Genomic DNA, 22,419 nt, shown 5'->3' on the forward strand with positions numbered 1-22,419 from the left:
AAGGAGGTGCAATTTCACCCTCAACAACAGTTTCCCGCAAAGTACGTAATGGGGAGGACAATGATCCCGGATCCAAAAAAGATTGAGCTCTACTTTGTTAGGGTTGTTCTTCCACACTATGCTGGGGAAAAGCATTAATGTTCATAAAATTTATCTCACCATATAAACCATCAATTAATTCAAGTTAGGACTGGTTACCGTATAGCACTCACAAAAAAGCAACCGCAGGCAGATTATATATGAAGATAAAATGGTTACTAAAAACAATATATCGCTACCACTTTGGATTTATTTTTAATTAACAGCAAATTTAATATTATTTATACTATGAAAATTAACAAATATGAGCGTAACGCATTGGTGAATTACAAAGTCGATAGTCCCTTGGCCAAAAGCAAAAAATTTTCATCATCTATCTTTATTGATATGCTTGACGGATAGCAAGCGCAAGCCTATTAAGGCCCTCCCCCAATTTATCCAAGCAAAAACACCCCCGACAGGAATAAAAAATTCACCATTAACTTGGATGTATTTTCAGTGAGTTAAGTGACATAAAACTTCACGCATAGTTTATTACCACCTCACAGAATAATCCTCTATGAATCATCTAGTAATCTGCTTAATACTCTAACAATTACCTCTTCAGCAGGAAAGCTAAAACCAGCAACAGCACCTAAAAGAAGAATAGATAACATGGGACATGCCATATGAAGCACACTCAGCAAACTATAATCGATATCATCTGACTCACCATAAAATTTTGAAACCATTCCTAATAAAAAAAATGCTACCATAAAATAAAAATATTTATAAAAAAAAGAAACACCGACACATCTAGGTAAGAACCGGCATCTTTCTTGATTGCAACAATACCCAACCCTCAGCCTATATCGATTAGTCACCCTCGGAGAAATAGAACTAAATCTTATGCAAACAACACCTCTTCCTGAATTTATAACTTCTTGTTCCAATTCCTATGACTCAAGCAAAAAAGATGGTAGAATAGAATAATCTTCTCCTGCCACTTCCATATATATAGGAGATAATTTTTCCCTCATATACGGAGGCGGAGTAGCAATCGCTTCCTCCCTAACTTCATATAACGTATAAGTTACATTCGGCCGAGATAGTTAACTATAATTTGCCGCCGAACCACCCGATGGGAAACATATCAGAAGAGCACCCAAATTACACAAAGTAAACACTAAAGAACAACCATCTAGTGCCGTGTAGAAGTGGGGTATCAATCTGCCGAATAAAAAGTAGAAGCATTATCAAACTGCATATTTCCAAACCCAGAACTTAGCAAGCCTGCTCCCATGTATTGTCGTGAACTTAATTCATTACGTGGATTAACAGAAACCTGCCTCTCTCTAACAAGTGATGAAAAATCACCTTCGCTATCACTATAATCCACTGGAGAAGACAAAGCCCCATTACTGGAAGATGATGATAGATCATAATCATATATAGTCATGTACTATGTGGAGGAGGCTAAATCTCACCCCATAGGGAGGTCACTCTATCCTCAGAAGAAACATCAGTTTCCTGCAAATCACGTAACGTAGCTGACGATAAGACTACATCCGAAATAAGTTGAGACAGCCCTTGCTCTAGCTAATCTTCTACACGCTGCTGTGGAGAAAAATCAATATTCATAAAATTAATTTTACCTTCTAAGTTATCAACTCAAGTTATAACTGCTCCCCCCAATGTAGAATCTAAAAAAAAGAAATGCTCCATATAGTTATTTATCGTTAACAGAACATCATTTGCATTATAAAAATTAACAAATGCATGTAAAACAATAGCTAACCACAACAGTTGATAATACATAAACAGTAATAAGTTTCATCCTGTATATTTACTGAGATACAGAATGACGAATGCAAACTCACTAACTATAGCCGATTGTGTCTTCTTACCGAATCCATTCCTTATCAAAACAACATTACTCCAACTACGAAAATAAAGACCTTAACCCTTACGTTGATATCCTTCTATAACACTACAGTGATTGGCATAAAAGTTATCAGGCTCTGTATTATTCCCAGCACGAGTCCGTATTATCTATAATTATCTTAATGCGCTATAAACTACTTCCTCAGCAGAAAAGATAAAACCAGCAACAACACCTAAAAGAAGAATAGACAACAAAGGACATGCCATACAAAACGTACCTAGCCAACCTTCACTGCCATCTTCTAACCCACCACAAAACCTCGAAGCTATTCCCAACAAAAAAAGTGCCATCATCAAATAAAGGTACTCATAAAAAAGGAAACACCAACACATCTTGGGAAGAACCTACATCTTTCCTGATCATGAGAATAACCGACCCTCAGCCTATATCGTAGTCTGCCCTCGGTGAATAGCACTAAATTCTATGCGCATAGTTCATTGTTATGAATTTACATATTCCCGTTCCATCACCAAAGGTTCAACAAAAAAATAAGGAACCCTAGTAGAACCTTCACCTACCATTACCGCATATAGAGGAGACAATTTTTCTGATATGTATGAAGTTGGAGTAGCAGTTACTTCCTCCCTCACTTCGCGTAATGTATAGGTTACACTTGGTAGTAACGGTAAACTAGTATTTGCCACTAAATCATCGCAAGTACGTAGTGCTTTTTCCAAAAATGATCTACCATCTTGCCAATACAAACTATTTAATAACCTACTAATACGATTACTACCGAAAAGGGAAATCCACGAAAAAATCAATGGGAAACATACCATGGCAGTAGTTATATTACATAAAGCCACCATTAAAGAACGTCTGTTCAGTGCAGTGTAGAATTGGGAAACTAACCTACCGAATAAAAAGAATAGAACTGAGTTAGTCACAGCAATTACCGCACGAACAAAAAACAGGGAAACGTACGACATCCTCTACCACTATCATAGAATAATTCGCTTCTGTGTCTGACTTCAATTGATAGATCCTTATCATCATTTTCGCTCTCGCTTCTAACTCCAATTCTACCAGACAAAATTACACTCCCCCACCTGACGCTGAATCCCGGAGGAAAATAGTTACCACTGAAGGATGAGTCACTACCATACATATAACCGAAGCTGCAGATTCATCAACCTCCCCTACTGTAGATTGCAACAGAGATTGCATCAAAATACCTTCCCTTCCTGAATATTTCCAAACGAAACACTATTCAAATCAGACCTAAGTAGCCCTCCAACTACCACTTGTTGAGGTGAGCTCGGGTCATTTATGCGCATTAACAGAGCTATGCCTCCTCCTAACAAATGATGACTAAACACCACAACTGTTAACATCAGCTATGATAGAAGGCAACGATAAAATAGGATAAGAAAGTGATGAATCATAATCAGATGAATGTGGTCACATTTCACTATCACTACTATGGAGGAGGTGAGATTGCACTCCCCCTGATAATGAATACTGCCATCATCAACAGCAACAATTTCCTGTAAACTCGATGAGGGATACAATAACCCTGCCTCGGAAACAGAGGTGCCTTTGATCTGATTATTCTTCTATATGTTGCTGGGAAAAATACTAATGTTCATAAAATTTATTTCACTTTTTAAGAGTCATTAATTCAAGTTAGGACTGGCCGACACACAGCACTTGTAAAAATCGATGCAAGGCGCTTATGTCTGAATATAAAATAGTTATTAAAAGTAATATATTGTTATTATGCTTGATTTATTTTTAATTAACAAAAAACCTAACATTATTTATACTATGAAAACTAACAAATGTGCGTGCAAAACATTAGTGAGTCACAAAGTAGATAATCAAAAATAGCAGCAAGCAAAAATACCTAATCATTTATATTTATGGAGATACCGTTTAACGAATGCAAACTTATGTATCGCCTCTATCCATCCAAGCATAAATAAACCGACAACAAGAATAAAAAACTACCTATTCCTTGTATATACTATCCAATGATAGTGTATAGCTAACATAAAAATTATCATGCAAGGGTATAACGTTCCACCCCTACTGGTATCACAGCAGATTATCCACTGCACCATCATCCCCAGCAAAGCTAAAACCAGCAACAGCTCCTAAAATAAGAACAGATAGTAGAGGGCACAATATATGAAACTCACTTAGCCAACTATCACCTTCTTCTAATACAGATAACAGAGGAAATGACATACAAAATATACCTAGAAAACCCTCACTATCTTCTAACTCACCATAAAATCTAGAAATCATTCCTGATAAAAAAAATGCCATCATCAAATAAAAATATTTATAAAAAAAAGAAACACCGACACATCTAGGTAAGAACCGGCATCTTTCTTGATTGCGAGAATACCCTATCCTCAGTCGATATAGATTAGCAAACCCTGGGGAAACAAATCTAAGGGCTAGATGTACAATCCCTCGTATAGAGCTCATATTTTCTCGTTCCACATCAAACGATTCAATAGAAAAAGACGGTAGTATATTATGTGCCCTCCCTATGGCAACCAAATATGTAGGTGGCAAATTCTCTTCCATATACGGAGGTGGAGTAGCAATAACTTCCTCCATAACTTCATGCAACGTATAAGTTATATTAGGTGGTAATAGTAAATCAGAATTCTCCAATAAATTGCGACGGATACGTAGCACATTTTCCAAAACTGAAGAACCATCTTGCCAAAGTAATCTATCTGCAACAGCATTAGATAATAATGTATGAAGAGTCTCACTACTACGAATGGCAACAAATGTAAAAATTGAGGGAAAACATACCAAGACAATAGACAAATTATACAAAGCAAACATTAAAAAATCCCCATTTAGTACAGCATAGAATTGGGGAACCAATCTACCGAACAAAAAGAATAAAATCGAATTAGTCACAACACATGCTGCACGAACAAAAAAACATGACGATACACAACATCCCCTATCATCCCTATTAGAAAATCGTTCTCCTATTAAGTTGACGTCAATCGATAACTCACGGGTAATATATGTTCCTCCTCTTCTAATCCCAGCCACCCCAAACAAACGCATACGCCTCCTCCTCACCCCTACTATATCCCTGATGGAGGTAACCACCAGTGAAGGCAACCGTACACCAAGATACACAGCTGAAGATGAAGATGCATCAGGAATAACTATTGTTTGCAAAGCAAGGTGCATCGAGACATCTTCTAAAGGATGGAAAAACTGCACACTACCAAACTCAGAGCTCTCCCCCCTCACTACCATTCGTTGAATCAATATCGTTTCATTATTCGTATTAGTTTCATTATTCGTATTAACAGAGCTTTGCCTTCTCCTAACAAGTGATGACATACCACCAACGCCTATAGGAAAAGGCAATGACGGATCATAATCATGTGAAAGTGGTACTATTTCACTATATGGAGGTGGTTCTGTTTCACTATATGGAGGTGGTTCTGTTTCACTATATGGAGGTGGCACTGTTTCCTGTAAAACAAGCGATTCAGGTAATACCAATTCTTCATCAGATCCACTTTGTTCTGATTGTTCTTCTACATATTGCTGGGGAAAAAAATTAATGTTCATAGGTTTTATTTAACCTTATAAGTTATCAGATCAAGTCAGGGGGAAATTCCAAGAGGAACTTACAAAAAAGTTACGCAGCTCAATTGAATCTATTAAAAATAATTTATATAAACAATATGTTACGATTTATTTATTTTTTATAAATAGCAAATGTACCATTATTTGAACTATGAAAATTGACAAACATATGTGTCAAATAACCGCTGGAGATAGTTATTAATTATCACCCATATAAATCGAGTAACCATAATGCCGCTACTGGCATTGGAACTACGGATGAAATCTCATTGCTTCACGACTAAACCCAGCAACAACACCTGACAAAAGAAAAGATAACCCAGGACACACTAAATAAAGCACATCTAACCAACCCGAACCAATCATAAAATTACTTTCGATTCCGTTAAAAATGCCTGAGAAAAAAAACAACAAAACCAAAGGAAAGTACTTATGAAAAAAATAAGTATCCAAACTCCTTAGCAAAATAAAACCTATTCCTCGCCTACAAATAGAATCTGCTATCCTTAGCAAATATCGATCACTTGTACATCCAGATACAACACTTAATACTATTTCCACAACCTCCCGTTCACTGCTCGGTGAAAAATTAGATGATGTTATTACATTCAAGGAAAAAGCCAGCATCTCCTCCACCTCAGCATATGAAGGAAGCTGATAAGAGACTGATTCCTCATACGAAGGTGGAAATTTAACTACTTCTAGCAATGTGTACCGCGACCGTGAATTATCACAAACACAAATAGAAGAAAAAAACAATCCGCACGAAAAAAATGACAAGGCAATGCCCAAGATATATGAAATAGAAAAAAACAATCCGCACTCTATGTATACCCCATGCATAACCATTCCGGATAAAAAAAATAGTACCGAATTAGATACAACACCTGCAGCACGAACAAAAAAACATGTTAGCGGTAACAAACACTCTACATTTCTTCTATCAACCTGAACAAATATTGCGCTCCTGCTACTACCGACTCTAGTATTAATGTCCATAGTTAGTAATATTATGCCTTCTCCTGCTTCTTCAATGGATGTAACCCTCAATAATGGCCAAGATACATCACGATATAGCGGTGGTGGTGCCATATAATTGAGTAAAGCTCCAACAGACGGTTGGGGATAAACTTCATTGTATGTACTAAAAGAACTACGCCTCCTTCTAACAAGTGATGATACGCCTCCACTGCTACTATCAACTACTAAAGAAGAAGACAAAGATAAAGTGGGAGAATACAGTGATGAATCATAATCATATGGAGGTGGTGCTATTTCACCATATGGTGAAAAAACACTATCATCAGCAAAAACAGTTTCCTGTAAAATCTGCAACTCAGGTGAGAACAATTCCGCACCCGAAATAGGTTGAGATCTACTTCGTTCTAATTGTTCTTCTGCATGTTGCTGGGAAAAATCACTAATGTTCATAAACTTCTTTTAGCTTTCTAAGTTACCAACTCAATTTAGGAGCGATTTCCTCCCAACAATTATAACAAGTTACACAACACAACCGTACGTAAAGAGAAAATAATCACTAAGAGAAATAAGTTGTTCTTAATATATTTTTAACTAACAGCAAAAGTAATATTATTTGAGTTATGAAAAATAACAAATATGCACAAAATAAAACGATCCATAACAACGGACGATAACTAAGCAATAGAAATCAAAACTCTACCTCATCCTATCTCTTTATTGACACATAACAATAAATGCAACCTTTACGACAAACACGAATGGGAACAAGAGAAAATATCTAATGCATCGGACAAAATACCATAATTGGCCAACCACCAATGACACAAATTCCATGTTGTCGAATTATTATCTATCTCCCCCTATCCGTTCTCGATCCACGGCTAAACCCAGCAACTACACCTAATAGAAGAACAGATAGCAAGGGACATAACATATAAACGGTGCCAATCCAATCTTTGCTAACCTTTACCTTTCTATAAAATCCTGAAGCAATTCCTAGCGGAAAAAATAACATCATCAAATAAAAATATTTGTAAAAAAACCGCACACCTACACACCTCGGAAGAAAAACACAGCTTACTTGATTACGAGAACATCCTATCCTAAGCATATGCCGACTAATAATACCTCGGGACATAACCTTCAAGGTTAGACATATAAGCCTTTGCCCCAAACTCATATTCTCTCGTCCCACAGTTAAAGATTCAAGCGATAGTGTAGGAACAAAAAACTGTTCTGCTTCTTTAGTATAAGCAGGAGGTAAATCCTCTTCCATATACGGAGGAGGAAAAGCAATTACTTCCTCTTTCACTTCCTGTAAGGAGTAATTTAAACTCGATTGCGGAACCATATTCACAAGTAAACGATGGAAAATCAATTCTATATTTTTACAGAGTGACCTATCGGTATAAATAGTAAACAAGCTACCAACACCATTGTTGCGAATAATCGAAATCAACAAAAAAATTGATGGAAAACCCACTATAATGTCAAATAAGCTATAAAAAAGAAAAAAACTTCTGTCTGGTCTACTGCATAATTCCGTCACCAATCTCCCGAATAGAAAAAACATAACTGAATTAGCCACAACACATGCCCCACGAATAAAAAAACAAGGTAATAGATAACATCCCATATCCAATCTATTGACAGAAATAGTTACCCTAACCCTAATTAATAATTTACACTTAACATACCCTCTTCTTCCAGTTCTAACTATCACAGACAGTTGCATACATCCGCCTACATCTCTGATGGACGTAACTACCAGTGATGGACCAAGCACTCCACAATATATAGATGGAAACACAAAGTTAGGAACAGCAACTACAGACCCAGAAGTATTTATCATCGAAAAATTTCGCGGGACAAAATTAGCACTATGCAAAATATGGCTCAGTGTCCCCATTACAAAATGTTGTTGCACCCCCCCATCATTGTAGGGGCTCTGCATTCTTCTCATAAATGGCACCCTATCTTCAGAGCTATCAACAGCAACTAGAGAAGACAAAGTTAGATCGCGAACAGATATTAAATTACAGTAATATGGAGGTGGGGCCATTTCCATATCATATGGCGGGGGTGCAATTCCAAATGACAACACTCTATCCTCAGCAACAACAACCGCTGACTGTAATGTGCCTAATGGAGAAACATGAAGACCAGGATCTACATCCAAGATAGGTTGCTGCCGTTCTTCTACATGTTGCTGTGAGAAAATTACATTGTCCATAGAACTTATCGTACCTTCTAAGTTATTCAATTAATGACTTAATTCAAATATACTTATCGCAAGACAACCCTTGCAAAAATCAACGCAGCACAATTGTAAACAAAGTGTGAATAGCTCTCCCCAGTAATCGGTTACATATAGTCTAATTTCTATTAACAACAAACATAGCATTTCTCAAACAATTAAACTTAACAAAAATGCACGCCGAACAACCGTCAAAGATGATAATTAATTATCAGTTACATGAATGAAATGCCACTAATTTCTCCCCTGCTGAAGAAATGATATGCCACTAATATCCTCCCCGAAATTGAGTCGTCCTGGAGAAGATCTACTCGTAATTGCTTCCCGACTAAATCCAGCAACAATACCTAATAAAAAAAAGGACGCCACAGAACATACACAATCGAGCATAATAAACCAACTACCATCAATCACGAAACTACCTCTGCTTCCATAAAAAAACAGGCATAAGCCAAAGGACATTCATCATTATGACTCCTTTTCAAAAACTTTCCCCTTCTAATCATTACTTCATGCTTGCTCTTACCTGCACTCCTAGTATTAATTTCCACTGTTATCAGGGTATCTTCGCCTACATCTTCAATGGCAGTAACAATCAGAAAAGGTGATGTAACATCATATGAAGACGACGAATAATATGTAGGAGGAAAATTTATATCATCATATTGAGGAGGAAGGAACCTCCTATGACCCCGTGGAGACAATGGCGCAGATTCCGCAATAACAACTTCAGGCAACAACTCCTGTAGAGCTGAATAATCTCGAGAATCTACCCCCGTAAAAAAACAGAATTCGGTAAGTCTTCTCTCCGTTGTCGTGCAAAAATATGAACACATATAAAATCCAACAAGGGTATAAATCTCTCATCTTATCTACAAAAACTTTACTGGCAAATTCAACAGACACGCGGATGTTACGAAGCGATAGCGAACCCAAATCCAGCTCATCATATACTGTATATAAAGTAAGATCCCGGAATATATTGATAAAAAAATTAGTAAAAATTTATCTACTTAATGGATTATTTTTGATTAATATCCATACACCATCAGTTTACTTACATAATAACTGAGCAATCATAAACAAATTATTGAACATGGAATACAAAACTAATCGCTGTTAGATACTTGTATTCTCCTCATGATTGAACATTATTAACCACAAAAACTTATTACGTCATAGCAATAGCCAGAAAAATGCCAATAGAAAAATATATCTAACCCCCAAAAAAAACAGTACCTAAAATTACAAACCGTTGACTTCAGCATATTAATGTCAACAGCAACGATAACACTAAACAAGAAACCACCAATCAGGATTAAAAACATATAACCCTTCACCTTAATAAAACGGAATCTATTTCAACGTCTAAGTAGAAAATACAAAGGCAACAGCAAATACCTTTTGCATTCCGTCCCATTTTCATATTACCAACTTATGCAGCTTTTCCCATTTGCAAATAATAAACTGATAGATCAGTTAATGAAGGAAAATCCGTTCACATTCCCAAATGTAAAAATTGACAAAACATCGCCTTTTCAAAGGCAGTTAATCATTAACTGCTACAACTGATTACAGAACTACCATACATTCTAAAGAACAGTAAATACGAAGCTAAAATAGTAATAACAACCGGAAAAAGATAATAGAAACGCGTGACATCAGTAATGGTAATACATAACTTTCAATTGAAAGTAAGTTTATGCCAATTATTTATTAGCTCTGGACAGCGTAACAAAATGCAATTACCCATAAAATATATTGTGCATCTTAAGTTATATATAGTTGCAATTGCACCAAAAGACTTTCTCAACAGCGTCATGTTATTATGATTCATATAGTAGAATGGTTTATTTGTATTTGCGGTAGCGGTAATTATGCAATATTCAATTGCATGAATTTCCTATTTGGTGTCTACAAATACTCGCCCTAACTTGTTTCACTATTTCCCTATTATTTAGTAACCTTAAAACACAGACCGAAAAACAATCACATCATATAATGATAGCAAAAATGCTTGCACCTCCTTTACTAAAAGTTATTATCTAGATTCCTTAGGTGTTACATTATATTAGTAAGCACATGATACATAGTAAAATGACATCTAGGAATTATATTTATATGCCTATGGTATATATCCATGCAAGCTTTACCTAAAGTTTTAGCTTAAAACTACCATAGCAACCAACTCCTACCTCCTATCTTTTTCATGAAGCAACAACCTAAAAAGGCGCTCGAAATAACCCATCTTGCATCTATGTAAGACGATATAAAAGATAAATACTAATCTATTTTATTTAATAAATTCAACTATTCTGGAAAATTTAGCAACTAAGTACCAAATAAAAAAATCACCTAACAGGTCCTCCCACGAATTTGTGCGAGTTACAATAAAATTTTGCTTTCACCAACGGTGCCTCATAATTTACTCAACAAAAGGAGTGGAGTGGAGTGGAGTGGAGTGGACAAACAAAATACCACTTCTACCTTGATACTCCATATGCAATTTGCAATTTATTCCATATGGAATTGTATGCTAATAACATCACTACACAAACCAATCAAAATTGTTCACATACCAGAATACAATGCCATACTACTATCAGGAACGTCGATGTTAAAAGATTGCTACGGAGATTTTTATGAGGGGGTTAGACAGTAGCTATGGTCGGTCAATTTCTTGTCCTGACCTTGGTGAAGATGGTTCGTGCATTGATGGCATTGATGGCATTCATGAACATCGGGCTGGCTCTAGTAGCGATAGTGAAATCGACTATTCCTGTATAAGTGATAATATTCATCAGGAAAACGCGACTTCTGAGCAAGTCACCAATATCTACAGGGGGGACCCTCTAGCACCGTTGTTGCTAGATTTGTTTCTGCCTCATCAACAACAGGACGAGGAAACAATGGCCACACTTAGTCTAGTGATATGCCTTGCTCTTTCGACCATGTCTGCCTATATCTGTTCGGTTATCGTTGAGTGTCATCCACTCATAACTAACTAAAGATCGTTTTTCAACGACCAAATCACAATACAATATCCATACACTTTACACATCATTTTCCTATACTTTCTATTTTACCTTTCCCAGCCAACTAAATCCGATTACTGACGTACATAGCTCACACCAGCAAAAATACTTATAGTTTTGTTTATTGTTATCGAAATATCTATAGCTCAACTAATATATTATGGGATTATAATTTTACATAAATTATCACTATAGTTGATCAAATAACACTTGTCATCCTGTATCAATCCATCTATTTTTTTGTTGGTTGACTTAGCAAGTACAAACTTCATTTTTCCAATTGTTGGCAAAATGAGATAATAAGACTAGAAATATTAATAACTTAGCAACAAAAATATTCATATAATATGGTCTGAAAATATATTACATTCAACCCCACCGAACATTAACAGCGGGCTATAGCATGATAAATTTAGGTAATGAACAAAACCATGAAGAGGGTAGCGAGGAAGAACCCCTTTATCTCAACACAGCGTCCTCCTCTTGCTCTGAAGATTTGGACTGGGAAAGGGTATCTTGTCACAGCGAAGAAGACTGGGAAAGATTATCTTGCTCCGGATCCGAAGCGGGAGGCTCACTTTGCGCGGCAAGCAGAAGGGGGAGTGCGCCTTTATCCGCAGAAAGTGGAGAAGAAGGACCATCTTCACCCGATGGAAATGAATGGAGAAACCTATATTACTTCAACGTATCAGGATGGGATGGTATATGTAGTTCAGAAGAAGAGAGCTCATCGGATTATGATTATCATTCCGATAGATCTGATTCCGATGATTTTTCTGACGAAGAAACCTCGGAAGGAGATGAGGAAAGGCCTGTACAAGGGCGACTGAGCTCGCTTGTTGACATGATTTTGCCACTTGAAATTTTACCTGGAGAAGGACCAATACAATACCCTCCCAGACCATTTGATGTAGTTGTCTATTTTGTCGTCGCACTTTTATTTGCGTACGGATCTTCAGACATTCTATTTGGGTAAGAGCAAAAAAGTCATAGACATACTGGATCAAGAAAAAGGTACCGCCATTGGTGGTTTTGTTATTTTTCCGGATAACAAAACGCCTCTACTCAGACACCCAGATAACACAAAACCCTGGGCGGTACCACCAAACACCAGCACGGTAGGCAACGAAGTAGCCGTCGGACTCTCTCTCTATTAAAAAAATTCCTTTTTCCCGTATTTATACCTCCATTACATCAACAGAAACCAACCACCTAAGCTCTCGTGGCACAACGTAAGACATCAGCATTCTGATCACCTCCTAAAATAGCTAAAATCACATAATACAAATAATTGGAATAACATCATAGCGTCTATAGTACGCTGTCAACTCGGAATAGTATATTTATGACATCACTGTAATATGGGAACAAAATAAAAAATATTAAATAATCAACAACAAAATTATTCATATGATCTAGCTTAAACTAACACTAATATGAACCACACTGATAATTTACCATAGGACCTTGTATGATGAGAAATTCGGATAATTATGACACAGCAATAATGCCATATTGCTGTGAATACAGTGATTCAGAAATCGATGAACCCCTTCCTCCTCCTTATGAATCCATTACATGTGAATACGATAATTTGGTGACCGATGAACAGCAACCACCTCAGTATGGGTCTATCGTTATCGGTGAATGCAGTAATTCAGTAGGCAATGAACTAGTCTTGTCATCGAGCAAAGTTATCCCTTCTAACTACAGTAACTCAGAAATTGATGAGCCTCAGCACAAATACATCACCAAAGACAAAGCTGCTGCTTACAATGAAAACAACACCGAATTGCAAAAGGTTGAAAATTTAACACAAGTTACCAAAAGTGATGGTCCAGCAAAAAAATCTAATTTTTGGAAAGATACTGCTTTACCAATAGTGATGGATATTTGTTTTCCTCCATCATTCCCAAGGGAAGCCAGGTCACCCCTGACTCTAATTATATTAATTGCCTTTACAATTCTATTTTCATATATTTATCCAGGACCAGGATGCACGAGCGCATACAGGAGAAGAAGGTAACGATTATCTCTACCATAACGAAAGTAATTAAACTTACCTAAATTGCATGATCATACGTGAACACATCATCATAGTATCTTAGTTGAATACACACTCCTTGTCCGGGGAAGTACCTCCCCCTCCTTGGAGCTTTAAATCGATTCATAAGATAGAAAATGCTAGTCGGATCCCTTTAAGCAATTAAATCCAATGGTAACATCACAGACTATGATCAACACCCACTATTGGATACCAATCGGTCTATAGAACATGATTCAGGTCGCTCACATTATCTCTATCATTGGGAAAAATCTAACAAAATTAAAAACATTGAGCAAACAAAGTACAAGAAGATCTTATAAACTCATGTAAATCATATCTGCAACACTCATGTTGTAAATTTATTCTTTCAAAGAATCTGGGTATATTAATAATGGACTTATAGTATGTCAGCAAATAAATTTGCTGACATAAATTGTGGTATCTCCGTGGAAGAAGCGAGCCGCTCCTAAAAATGTTATTGAAAAAGCAACAAAAGTCCGTTTTCAGTGTTTGTTGAAGAAAAAACACCAAACTTTTAATAATTAATCCGCAAAAATAATGCCTCGGTATCACTTATTGGATTAGAGTCAGATCAACTAAAGTAACCACATGATAAATTCATCTGATGTAACATGATTATTTTCGTATCGTAATTTTTTGCTGCATTCACGTTATGGCCTCTCTTTTTTATATAAATAAATTAGCCTCAACAATCTTATATTCCGCTAAAAGCAAAAAACTTTACTAATACCTTAGAACAGTAAGGAAAGACATTGCAAAACAGTACCAAAAACTATATATCTCTACTTTGTCTATTGTACCCAGAAACACCACCTAATAGAAGAAGAGCCAATGAAGGACTAAAGAAATGAGGAGCATATAACCTACCGGGAACCATCAACGTGCCTGATAAAAAAACCAACGACATCAAAGAAAAATACCCCCGAAAATAATCCCTCCCCATGCATCTTGGCAAATATACACACCTTTCTCGCCGTGGATAAATATCCGCAATACTTATCAGATATCTATACTCATTCGCTCCATAGATAACCTTCAGCACCAGATCTATATACTCTCTATCAGTAATCAATGAAATAAACGATATTTTTATATCAGGAAGAGAAGCCTCCACCCCTGAATATGAAGGCGGCAACACTTCCTCCAACTCCTCAATATACGCAGGTGGAAACTCAACAACCTCTCGCAAGACATAATGACCCTCTGAATTAATATTATTATTGCTGCGACAAGTTGAGCCTAATAAAAACCCAAAAGAGAAAAACGGCAGCGTAAGAAACAAATTACGTAAAAACGAAACCTGCGAAAGCAGAAAAAATCCCTTCCGTTCGGTGTGTAAAAAACGCGCCATTCTCCCGAATAAAAAGAATAAAAGCAAACTAGAGGAAAAAAAGACACTGCGAACAAAAAAACAGACTGAATTCAGAGAACATACTTTGTTCACAGGACGCCTAGCAATAATGCGATAGCATTCTACTAATAAGCTACATTGAAGAAAAGACTTTCCGACACGAACCCTCGCAAGCATATCTATACCAGTAGGCACTCCTCGGAGGGAGGAAACCACCAGCGAGGGTGAAATCACATCAAAATATGAGGGGGGTATTCTCGGACGATCAACACCAACAGCCGAGAATAAACGGCTAGGAACGGAAGAAACTTGTGAGACAACTCCTGCCTCAATACTTAAAATCCTATCCGGTGATCCTCCCAGATGTCGTCGTGAAGACAGTTCATAATTATTATCAGCAGATCGAGATCGTCTTATCAGCCGACCACTAACATTAGCATTTAGCTGTGTACTTGCTTCTCTATCGAGAGGGAGTGGGTAAAAACTGTATGAAGGAGGCAAATCACGATCTAAAACAGAATTATCTGCGGACAACAAGGAACCAAGCAGCGGTTGCCGGGAATCAACCTCCGGGACACTCCGATGCTGCTCCTCTGTAAATTGCCGTGAAAAAACACTATCACTCATAAAATTTGTCATGCCCTTTGTAACAACGGTCTATCGAAAGATCCCACAAAAAGACAACCTCTATTGCAGCATGATCGCGCAAGTAACTTACGGGATATGATTGTGGCAAATTCAAAGTAATTATTCGTGTAAGTATTTAACAGTCAACTTATTATATTTAATTTACAAAAAATGGCCTCAAATAGGCGATTAAAATACCGGTCATTGCACAAATTTTACTATCACTATACTTATCAAAATTCAAAATCTCACCTTCACAAAAAATCCACAGGTAAATTCAATACCTGACAACAAACAAATTCCTCAAACTTATTTATTTCTCATAATAACAATAGCAATACTTATAATGTAGTCAGTAATATATTAGATATTACTGTTCACAAATCACTAGTAATTTATTCTTTAATAAAAAATTATCTATTACAAATGGAAACAAAAACATTCACATTATTTACAACCATATTAGATTAAATTAGTAAGAGTTTGGAATAACTGAAAGTCATACAGGAGTAGTCCGTGATAAAATCATATGCAAAAACTAGCCCAGCAGATAATGAATGGGTGTGTTTGTCTTACTTGGAAGAAGATGACATGAAAAGTATGTCTTCTTCTGAAAATAGTGATTGGGAACATTTATGCATCTCGGACGATGACGAAAGCAGTGTTTGCGTAACAAGGTTATCCTCTCCTTCAGGCAGTAATAACGAGGAAAGTATATCTGATAGAGATGAATTAAATCCAGAAAGTGGGTCATCGACTGATCCGTGTAATACCACCGATGAATGTGAAACTGAAAGTAACGTAGAAGGATCTACCCACGAGGGTTCTGTACTATCACGGATCAAGAATTGGATTGATGTGGTTTTGCCAATTGACATCGGAGATGATGGCCCTACTCAGTATACAAAAGCTCCGACCGATTGCTTCCTTGCTTTTACTTTAGCACTCCTGGTGGCATACTACTCTCGCGACCTACTATACTAAAACTAGATGAGAGGTAAAAATATTAATAGCAATTATATTTTGCTCGAATTTCTATGGGAAAATATCTACGTTGCCCAGTAATATTGCATCCGAATAGTTATAAAGTCACAGCAACATCACCTGAAACACAACACGGTACGTAAGCTATTTAATTGTGTAAAAAATTTATGCTATAGATCGAAGATTGCGGTCCTACAGCAGTGCCACTAAAAAGTGCTATGATCACACGTATCATTTCCTGCTTCGTATTAGTTGCTAATACATCAGCAACATTGTTTTCTCTATAAAAATATAGGCAACAAATTAGTGCTCGTACGGCAAACGAAAACTCCACCCGCCAAGGAAAATAATTGCCGAGAAGATAAATAAAGGTGACTGCAAAATCACCGCTTCAACCACAATCATTTTTATGGTTATTGTTGCAAATATCTATTTCTTTAATGGTTAATCTGGGTACAATTACCGCTAACTAGAGAGAAACATCTCTTCCCAAGGAGAATCGAAGTTCAAACCCCCTCCTCTCCACTATACACTTTCGTAGGATACAACTTCGGAATTTATTTTTAATCACTTAATCAACGTATTCATGTCCAGAATAGGCATCAGTATAGCCAAAACAATAGTTAGAACCATGCCTCCGGTAAAAAGAATAAGCATCGGCTCCAGAAGACTAGCAAAAAGCATTATCCTACGCTCAGCATCTCTTTGTAAAATCAAGCTAGCTTTATCCAACAGCATTGGCAACTGCCCAGTTTTTTCACCATTGGAAATTAAATGCAAGAATATAGGGGGTAAAAATTTTTCCGTGGAAAGTGCTGACGCCAATGTTGCTCCCTCACTAACCAAAACTTCAGCACGATTAATTAACCTTTTTAGGGGGAGATTCTGAATAACACTTCCAGATACGGTTAATGCTTGTAAAAGTGAAACACCCCCTTTAAGTAAAATTGCGAGTGTCGACGAAAACCTCACAGTATTAAGAGCAAGAACCAATTTACCAACAATAGGCAACTTAATAAGAAAATTGTGAAACTTAAATAACTTTGTCTCAGACTTCAACAAACGCAAAAACTGCCAGGCTAAAACCCCCAAAACACCTACTAGCCACACCCAATATGTCTTCAGGAACCCACTAGCCCCTATAAGAATACGCGTCAACAATGGCAACTGGTGTTTTGTATGCGCAAACACGCCCACAACCTGGGGCACCACATAAACCATCATCAAAATGACAACAAACAAAGAAAACACAGTAACTATTGCAGGATAAAGCAAAGCTCCCAAAACTTTATGAAATAGGTTTTGCCGATTCTCAAGATAATCAGCTAACAAAGACAAAATTTCAGGCAGATGTCCTGATAACTCTCCTGCTCGCACCAACATGGAAAAAAATACAGGAAAATCTTTCTTGCGCTTCAGTAAAGCATCAGCAAGAGTACTTCCTTCCAAAATTTCAGATCGCAAAAACAAAATTAGCGAACGAAAATATTTCTTCTCTGCCTGCTGAACCAATGCCTGTAAGGAATCCTCTATAGTCAGACCGGCAGATAACAAAATACAAAGCTGCCGAGCAAATAAAACTTGGTCAGATGAACTTAGCACTTCTCTAAATAAAAAAAATCTACCAGATGTCTGAGCAATGCTATTGATTTCCACCAAAATTAAGCCTTGTCGGACAATATCTTGCCTGGCTAATCGCTCACTATCCGACTCAATAACCCCCTTACAAGACTTACCTAATTCATCAATAGCTTCATATCTATAAACTGGCATCTTCTGTTTCTCTACCAAGTGACAAAACTTCCTCCGGTGTAGTCAGACCCTCACGTATTAAATGACAAGCATACTCCCTTAAAGTTATAAATCCTTGCTCAAATGCTTTCTCCCGAAGTGTTTGCTCCGATGCACAAGAATGAATCATAGATTCCAGTAATGGCGTTATCTCAAGTAATTCAAAAACACCGACCCGACCCGAATAACCACTAAATCTACAGTGATCACACCCGACAGCCTCAGGAACCTTCTCGCCCTCAGGTAATGATAGCAACCTAGATAATGCTGGAGAAATAATTTTAAACTTTCTACACTGATGACAAACGCGTCGCACTAAGCGCTGAGCTAATACTCCTCGTATGACGGGAGCCAGTAGAAAAGGCTCAATCCCCATATCACGTAACCGTGTTACAGCGCTTAAAGAATCATTAGTATGCAATGTAGCTAACACAAAATGTCCAGTTAAACTCGCCTGCACGGCAATCTGCGCCGTATCAACATCTCTAATCTCGCCAATCATCACAACATCCGGATCTTGTCTAAGAATAGAACGCAGTGCTCGAGAAAAATTCATACCGATACGAACATTAACACTAGTTTGAGAGACACCCTCCAGATCGTACTCAACCGGATCTTCAACTGTCATAATATTTTTTTGTGTCGTCTTAGTAAAACTCTTCAAAGCAGCATACAAAGTTGTAGTCTTACCTGACCCTGTCGGACCCGTAACCAATAAAATACCATGAGGCATAGCCAAAATACGGTTAATCCGCATCTGGATATCATCAGATAAACCTAAATCCCTGAAACTCAGAACCCCCGCATCCTTATCCAACAAACGAACTACAACTCTTTCACCATAAACTGTTGGCAACGTTGAAACACGTACATCAACCTGTCTGTTTCCTAAGCGAACTGCAATCCTACCATCCTGAGGAAGTCTCTTCTCTGCAATATCCATTTTTGCCATAACTTTGATCCGGGAGACAATAGGGGCATGCAAAGAACGCCGTGGCTGAGCAATATTAACTAACAAACCATCTATCCGAAACCGAACCAAAGACGACTTCTCAAAAGGCTCGATATGAATATCAGAAGCCCGATCTCTGACTGCCTGAGTAAGCAACGCATTAATTGTCCTAACTATCGGAGCATCATTATCATTGTTCAACAAATCCTCTTTAACGGGCATATCATCAAACAACGCCGTTAAATCAAGTTCTTCTCCTGCCGCATCAACAACATCAGAAGCACTTTTTCTAGACTGTGCGTCAGAATAAGCTACCGCTAAACGTTGATCAAATTCTGATTGCAATAACACGTGAACATCAAAACATTTTTCGTAAAAACGAAATACTTCATTGAGAGCAACCAAATTTGTAGTTGCTGTAACAAATACCGTATCTTCCAAAATAATTATATTATGTAACCTAGAGTATGCATAAGAAAGATCGGTGCTCATCTCAGTTAACCATCCACCTTACAGTTACTACTTGCAGACCAAAAATCACCTACCAAATAACGACTTTCCGGCAAACACGATCGCAATTTACTGTTGGAATAAGTATCCTCCTTAGCAACCATTGTCCCAGATATATCTGGCAAAATAGGCGACTCCATGCGAGGCATTCCTATAGCGTCAGGCAGTTTCTCCTTCCTTTGAAGAACCCGTAGGTAACGATAGCGATCAATCGTATACGGATCCATATCTTTAGCGTTCCTTATAATTATAGGTCTTAGGAAAATAATAAGATTAGTCTTCTGATGAGTCCTGCTGTCAGAACGAAATAGGGCTCCCAGGATAGGAAGGTTACCAAAGAAGGGAACCTTATGAGAAGAATCCTGCAATTTATCCTCTATCAAACCTCCCAATGCAACAATCTGACCATCATTTACCAAGACTGTGGATCGAATAGAACGCTTACTAGTAACAATATCGGCAGCAGAATTAGTACCATCAACCGAAGATTTAGGTTGAACAGAAGAAACTTCTTGGTAAATATCTAATTTAACCACACCATCTTTCATAATTTGGGGTCGAATATTCAAAGTCAACCCCACATCTTGGCGCTCAATGGTCTGAAATGGCTGTTGAGGAGCTGTTCCAGAGGAAGGCACATACTGCCCCGTCACAAAAGGAACATTTTGACCAACAACAATCTTCGCCTCCTGATTATCAAGAGTAAGAAGATTGGGCTTAGATAAAATATTGGTATGTGTCTGTGTCTCTAAAAACTTAGCCAACATCGTCAAATCAATAATTTTCTTCCCTCCAGGAAGAGTAACCATTCCCCTCAATAACCCAACAATTAAACCAGCCCCTAAACTATTAATACCACTAGGATCTTGAATGACTGAAGACCCAGAATTGTAAAAGTTAGTCATGGCAAACGCCCCTTTTTTAGGCATGCCGCCAAACTGAAAACCAACGTCACCACTATGATCAGATGATATCTCAACAATCAAAGATTCAATAAACAACTGCGCACGACGCACATCTAATTGTTCGATTAAATCTCTAATAGCGATATAAATTTCGTGAGGCGCATAAATAACTAGCGCGTTAATGGATTCATCCGGCGCAATTGTAACTCCAGGAAACACCACAGGATCAACAGACTCAGGTCCATTATTAGGCTCAGGAATAGAATCAGAATCTGTAGAACCAATCTTAGATGAAGAAGATAAATTACTCCGCGACAATTTTCCCATTTGATTATTCGAAAAAGCTGCGTGAGATGCCTCTGAAAAACGAACATTGCCAGGAGAAGAAGGAGTAACACTAGTAGCAGCTGGGCCGCCTACCTTACCAGCACTGCGAGAAAAAACAGATCTCAGCGTATCCGCTAGGTAATTAGCATCAGCATACTTAAGATAGACAATATGATAGTTGGATGATGTATTAACCTTATCATCAATATCACCGATCATCTCTACAATATGTTTTCTATAATCTTTGGTCCCGCCGTAAACAATGATCGAATTACTATCTCGGTCCGGTAAAACAGAAACCCTCTGACCAGGATCCGCGGATAACCCAGTAGTTTTAGGATCAATCAAAGGCGCCACTAAAACTGACATGTCATAGGCAGTGTAATTCTTAAGAAAAACTCGATCCAAACGACCATCACGGGCATCTAACTTCTTTATTACCTTCACTGCCTGAACAACATTATCTTTGTAATCACTCAAAATTATTGTATTCTTATCTGGATACGCAGATATTATTCCACGTGGCGAAAGAACCGGTCTTATAGCACGAGATACCTGAGTTGCAGATGAATTTTGCAAATCGACAATCTTGGTAACTATGCTGTCATCAGAAACACCAGATAGGGAGCTATTAGCGTTAAATTCACTCCTGGCATCAGATCGCAGCAGAACTTTAACAAACTTATCCTCTTCCACTACAGCAAAACCTTGCATACGAAGCGCAGCTAGCAAAATACCGTAAGCCTGCTCCCTAGAAACTGGACCATTGGAAATTAAATTAATGGTTCCGTGTATATGAGGGTCAAGCAAAAAATCCTTTTGAACAAAATAACTAACTGCACGTATAACTGACTCCAGATCAGCATGATTGAAATTTAACGTGGCTGTAGGCAATTTCTTCTGGTCCTTAGCTTTTGTTAACACCCTTCCTTTATCAACCTTAGCTGAATAATCTGTACCCTTAGTTTCCATGCTTTGATTTCTGGTAAACAACCCTATCATCTCGCTATTCTCATCAGGGTGCCCATAAGCAGCAAAAAAGGAAGCTACACCCAAAATACTTGCCAAAAACAAGACATACAGCCTCAT

22 protein-coding genes are annotated in these 22,419 nt (G+C 37.5%); 6 read left to right on the top strand and 16 right to left on the bottom strand.

Annotated features, from left to right (window positions below):
- Positions 1–596 precede the first annotated feature (596 nt).
- The 12 genes from Arg41_RS01655 to Arg41_RS01695 form a co-directional block, all read right to left on the bottom strand.
- A complete protein-coding gene (locus Arg41_RS01655; RefSeq protein WP_092486655.1) occupies positions 597–971 on the bottom strand; it encodes a hypothetical protein in 375 nt (124 codons plus the stop codon).
- Positions 972–1,243: 272 nt separating this feature from the next.
- Positions 1,244–1,477, bottom strand: a complete 234-nt coding sequence (locus Arg41_RS01660) for a hypothetical protein (RefSeq protein WP_092343132.1) — start codon at positions 1,475–1,477, stop codon at positions 1,244–1,246.
- 599 nt (positions 1,478–2,076) lie between these two features.
- Positions 2,077–2,295 carry a hypothetical protein gene (locus Arg41_RS01665; RefSeq protein WP_092343133.1) on the bottom strand — a complete coding sequence of 73 codons (219 nt, stop codon included), beginning with the start codon at positions 2,293–2,295 and terminating at the stop codon, positions 2,077–2,079.
- A 108-nt stretch (positions 2,296–2,403) separates the two neighbouring features.
- Positions 2,404–2,892: a hypothetical protein gene (locus Arg41_RS01670; RefSeq protein ID WP_092343134.1), complete on the bottom strand. Its 489-nt coding sequence runs from the start codon at positions 2,890–2,892 to the stop codon at positions 2,404–2,406.
- Entirely contained in the window at positions 2,856–2,996 is a 141-nt protein-coding gene (locus Arg41_RS08120; RefSeq protein ID WP_172792651.1) for a hypothetical protein, read from the bottom strand. Before Arg41_RS08120 ends, Arg41_RS01670 begins: the two co-directional genes overlap by 37 nt.
- A 2-nt stretch (positions 2,997–2,998) precedes the next feature.
- A complete protein-coding gene (locus Arg41_RS08405) occupies positions 2,999–3,130 on the bottom strand; it encodes a hypothetical protein (RefSeq protein WP_278183664.1) in 132 nt (43 codons plus the stop codon).
- The gene (locus Arg41_RS07845) at positions 3,130–3,285 is read right to left on the bottom strand and encodes a hypothetical protein (RefSeq protein ID WP_157722222.1); all 156 of its coding nucleotides are present in this window, start codon (positions 3,283–3,285) and stop codon (positions 3,130–3,132) included. The genes Arg41_RS08405 and Arg41_RS07845 overlap by 1 nt, the downstream gene beginning before the upstream one ends.
- 715 nt (positions 3,286–4,000) lie before the next feature.
- Positions 4,001–5,524 carry a hypothetical protein gene (locus Arg41_RS01675; protein ID WP_092343135.1) on the bottom strand — a complete coding sequence of 508 codons (1,524 nt, stop codon included), beginning with the start codon at positions 5,522–5,524 and terminating at the stop codon, positions 4,001–4,003.
- A gap of 270 nt (positions 5,525–5,794) precedes the next feature.
- On the bottom strand, positions 5,795–6,973 hold the full coding sequence (locus Arg41_RS01680) for a hypothetical protein (RefSeq protein WP_092490434.1): 1,179 nt from the start codon (positions 6,971–6,973) through the stop codon (positions 5,795–5,797).
- A gap of 400 nt (positions 6,974–7,373) precedes the next feature.
- Complete coding sequence (locus tag Arg41_RS01685; protein WP_092343137.1) at positions 7,374–8,756, bottom strand: hypothetical protein; 1,383 nt, start codon at positions 8,754–8,756, stop codon at positions 7,374–7,376.
- A gap of 258 nt (positions 8,757–9,014) precedes the next feature.
- Positions 9,015–9,194, bottom strand: a complete 180-nt coding sequence (locus Arg41_RS01690) for a hypothetical protein (protein WP_092343138.1) — start codon at positions 9,192–9,194, stop codon at positions 9,015–9,017.
- Complete coding sequence (locus tag Arg41_RS01695; RefSeq protein ID WP_092490435.1) at positions 9,191–9,616, bottom strand: hypothetical protein; 426 nt, start codon at positions 9,614–9,616, stop codon at positions 9,191–9,193. Before Arg41_RS01695 ends, Arg41_RS01690 begins: the two co-directional genes overlap by 4 nt.
- Before the next feature lie 1,610 nt (positions 9,617–11,226).
- Here Arg41_RS01695 and Arg41_RS07850 point away from each other — a divergent pair.
- The 5 genes from Arg41_RS07850 to Arg41_RS01715 all read left to right on the top strand — a co-directional run bounded on the left by Arg41_RS07850 (position 11,227) and on the right by Arg41_RS01715 (position 13,841).
- Positions 11,227–11,442 carry a hypothetical protein gene (locus tag Arg41_RS07850; RefSeq protein WP_157722223.1) on the top strand — a complete coding sequence of 72 codons (216 nt, stop codon included), beginning with the start codon at positions 11,227–11,229 and terminating at the stop codon, positions 11,440–11,442.
- The gene (locus tag Arg41_RS01700; protein ID WP_092490436.1) at positions 11,423–11,788 is read left to right on the top strand and encodes a hypothetical protein; all 366 of its coding nucleotides are present in this window, start codon (positions 11,423–11,425) and stop codon (positions 11,786–11,788) included. Before Arg41_RS07850 ends, Arg41_RS01700 begins: the two co-directional genes overlap by 20 nt.
- A gap of 430 nt (positions 11,789–12,218) precedes the next feature.
- Positions 12,219–12,791, top strand: coding sequence for a hypothetical protein (locus Arg41_RS01705; protein WP_092490437.1), 573 nt, complete (start codon positions 12,219–12,221; stop codon positions 12,789–12,791).
- The gene (locus Arg41_RS08125) at positions 12,757–12,972 is read left to right on the top strand and encodes a hypothetical protein (RefSeq protein WP_176695746.1); all 216 of its coding nucleotides are present in this window, start codon (positions 12,757–12,759) and stop codon (positions 12,970–12,972) included. The genes Arg41_RS01705 and Arg41_RS08125 overlap by 35 nt, the downstream gene beginning before the upstream one ends.
- Before the next feature lie 314 nt (positions 12,973–13,286).
- Complete coding sequence (locus Arg41_RS01715) at positions 13,287–13,841, top strand: hypothetical protein (protein ID WP_157722224.1); 555 nt, start codon at positions 13,287–13,289, stop codon at positions 13,839–13,841.
- An 814-nt stretch (positions 13,842–14,655) separates the two neighbouring features.
- On the opposite strand, the gene Arg41_RS01720 is transcribed toward Arg41_RS01715, so the two are convergent.
- Positions 14,656–15,861: a hypothetical protein gene (locus Arg41_RS01720; RefSeq protein ID WP_157722225.1), complete on the bottom strand. Its 1,206-nt coding sequence runs from the start codon at positions 15,859–15,861 to the stop codon at positions 14,656–14,658.
- 516 nt (positions 15,862–16,377) lie between these two features.
- Here Arg41_RS01720 and Arg41_RS01725 point away from each other — a divergent pair.
- Complete coding sequence (locus Arg41_RS01725) at positions 16,378–16,845, top strand: hypothetical protein (RefSeq protein ID WP_092343147.1); 468 nt, start codon at positions 16,378–16,380, stop codon at positions 16,843–16,845.
- 567 nt (positions 16,846–17,412) lie between these two features.
- Here the strand turns inward: Arg41_RS01725 and gspF are convergent.
- Genes gspF through gspD form a run of 3 tightly spaced genes read right to left on the bottom strand, consistent with a single transcriptional unit; the run spans position 17,413 to position 22,419 of the window.
- Positions 17,413–18,618 (bottom strand): type II secretion system inner membrane protein GspF, encoded by a 1,206-nt coding sequence (gene gspF, locus Arg41_RS01730; RefSeq protein WP_092490440.1) that lies wholly within the window; start codon positions 18,616–18,618, stop codon positions 17,413–17,415.
- On the bottom strand, positions 18,605–20,080 hold the full coding sequence (locus tag Arg41_RS01735; protein WP_092343149.1) for a GspE/PulE family protein: 1,476 nt from the start codon (positions 20,078–20,080) through the stop codon (positions 18,605–18,607). Before Arg41_RS01735 ends, gspF begins: the two co-directional genes overlap by 14 nt.
- Before the next feature lie 5 nt (positions 20,081–20,085).
- Positions 20,086–22,419, bottom strand: coding sequence for a type II secretion system secretin GspD (gene gspD / locus Arg41_RS01740; RefSeq protein ID WP_092490441.1), 2,334 nt, complete (start codon positions 22,417–22,419; stop codon positions 20,086–20,088).

This window comes from Candidatus Ichthyocystis hellenicum, from assembly GCF_001460935.1.
Taxonomy (GTDB): domain Bacteria; phylum Pseudomonadota; class Gammaproteobacteria; order Burkholderiales; family 2013Ark19i; genus Ichthyocystis; species Ichthyocystis hellenicum.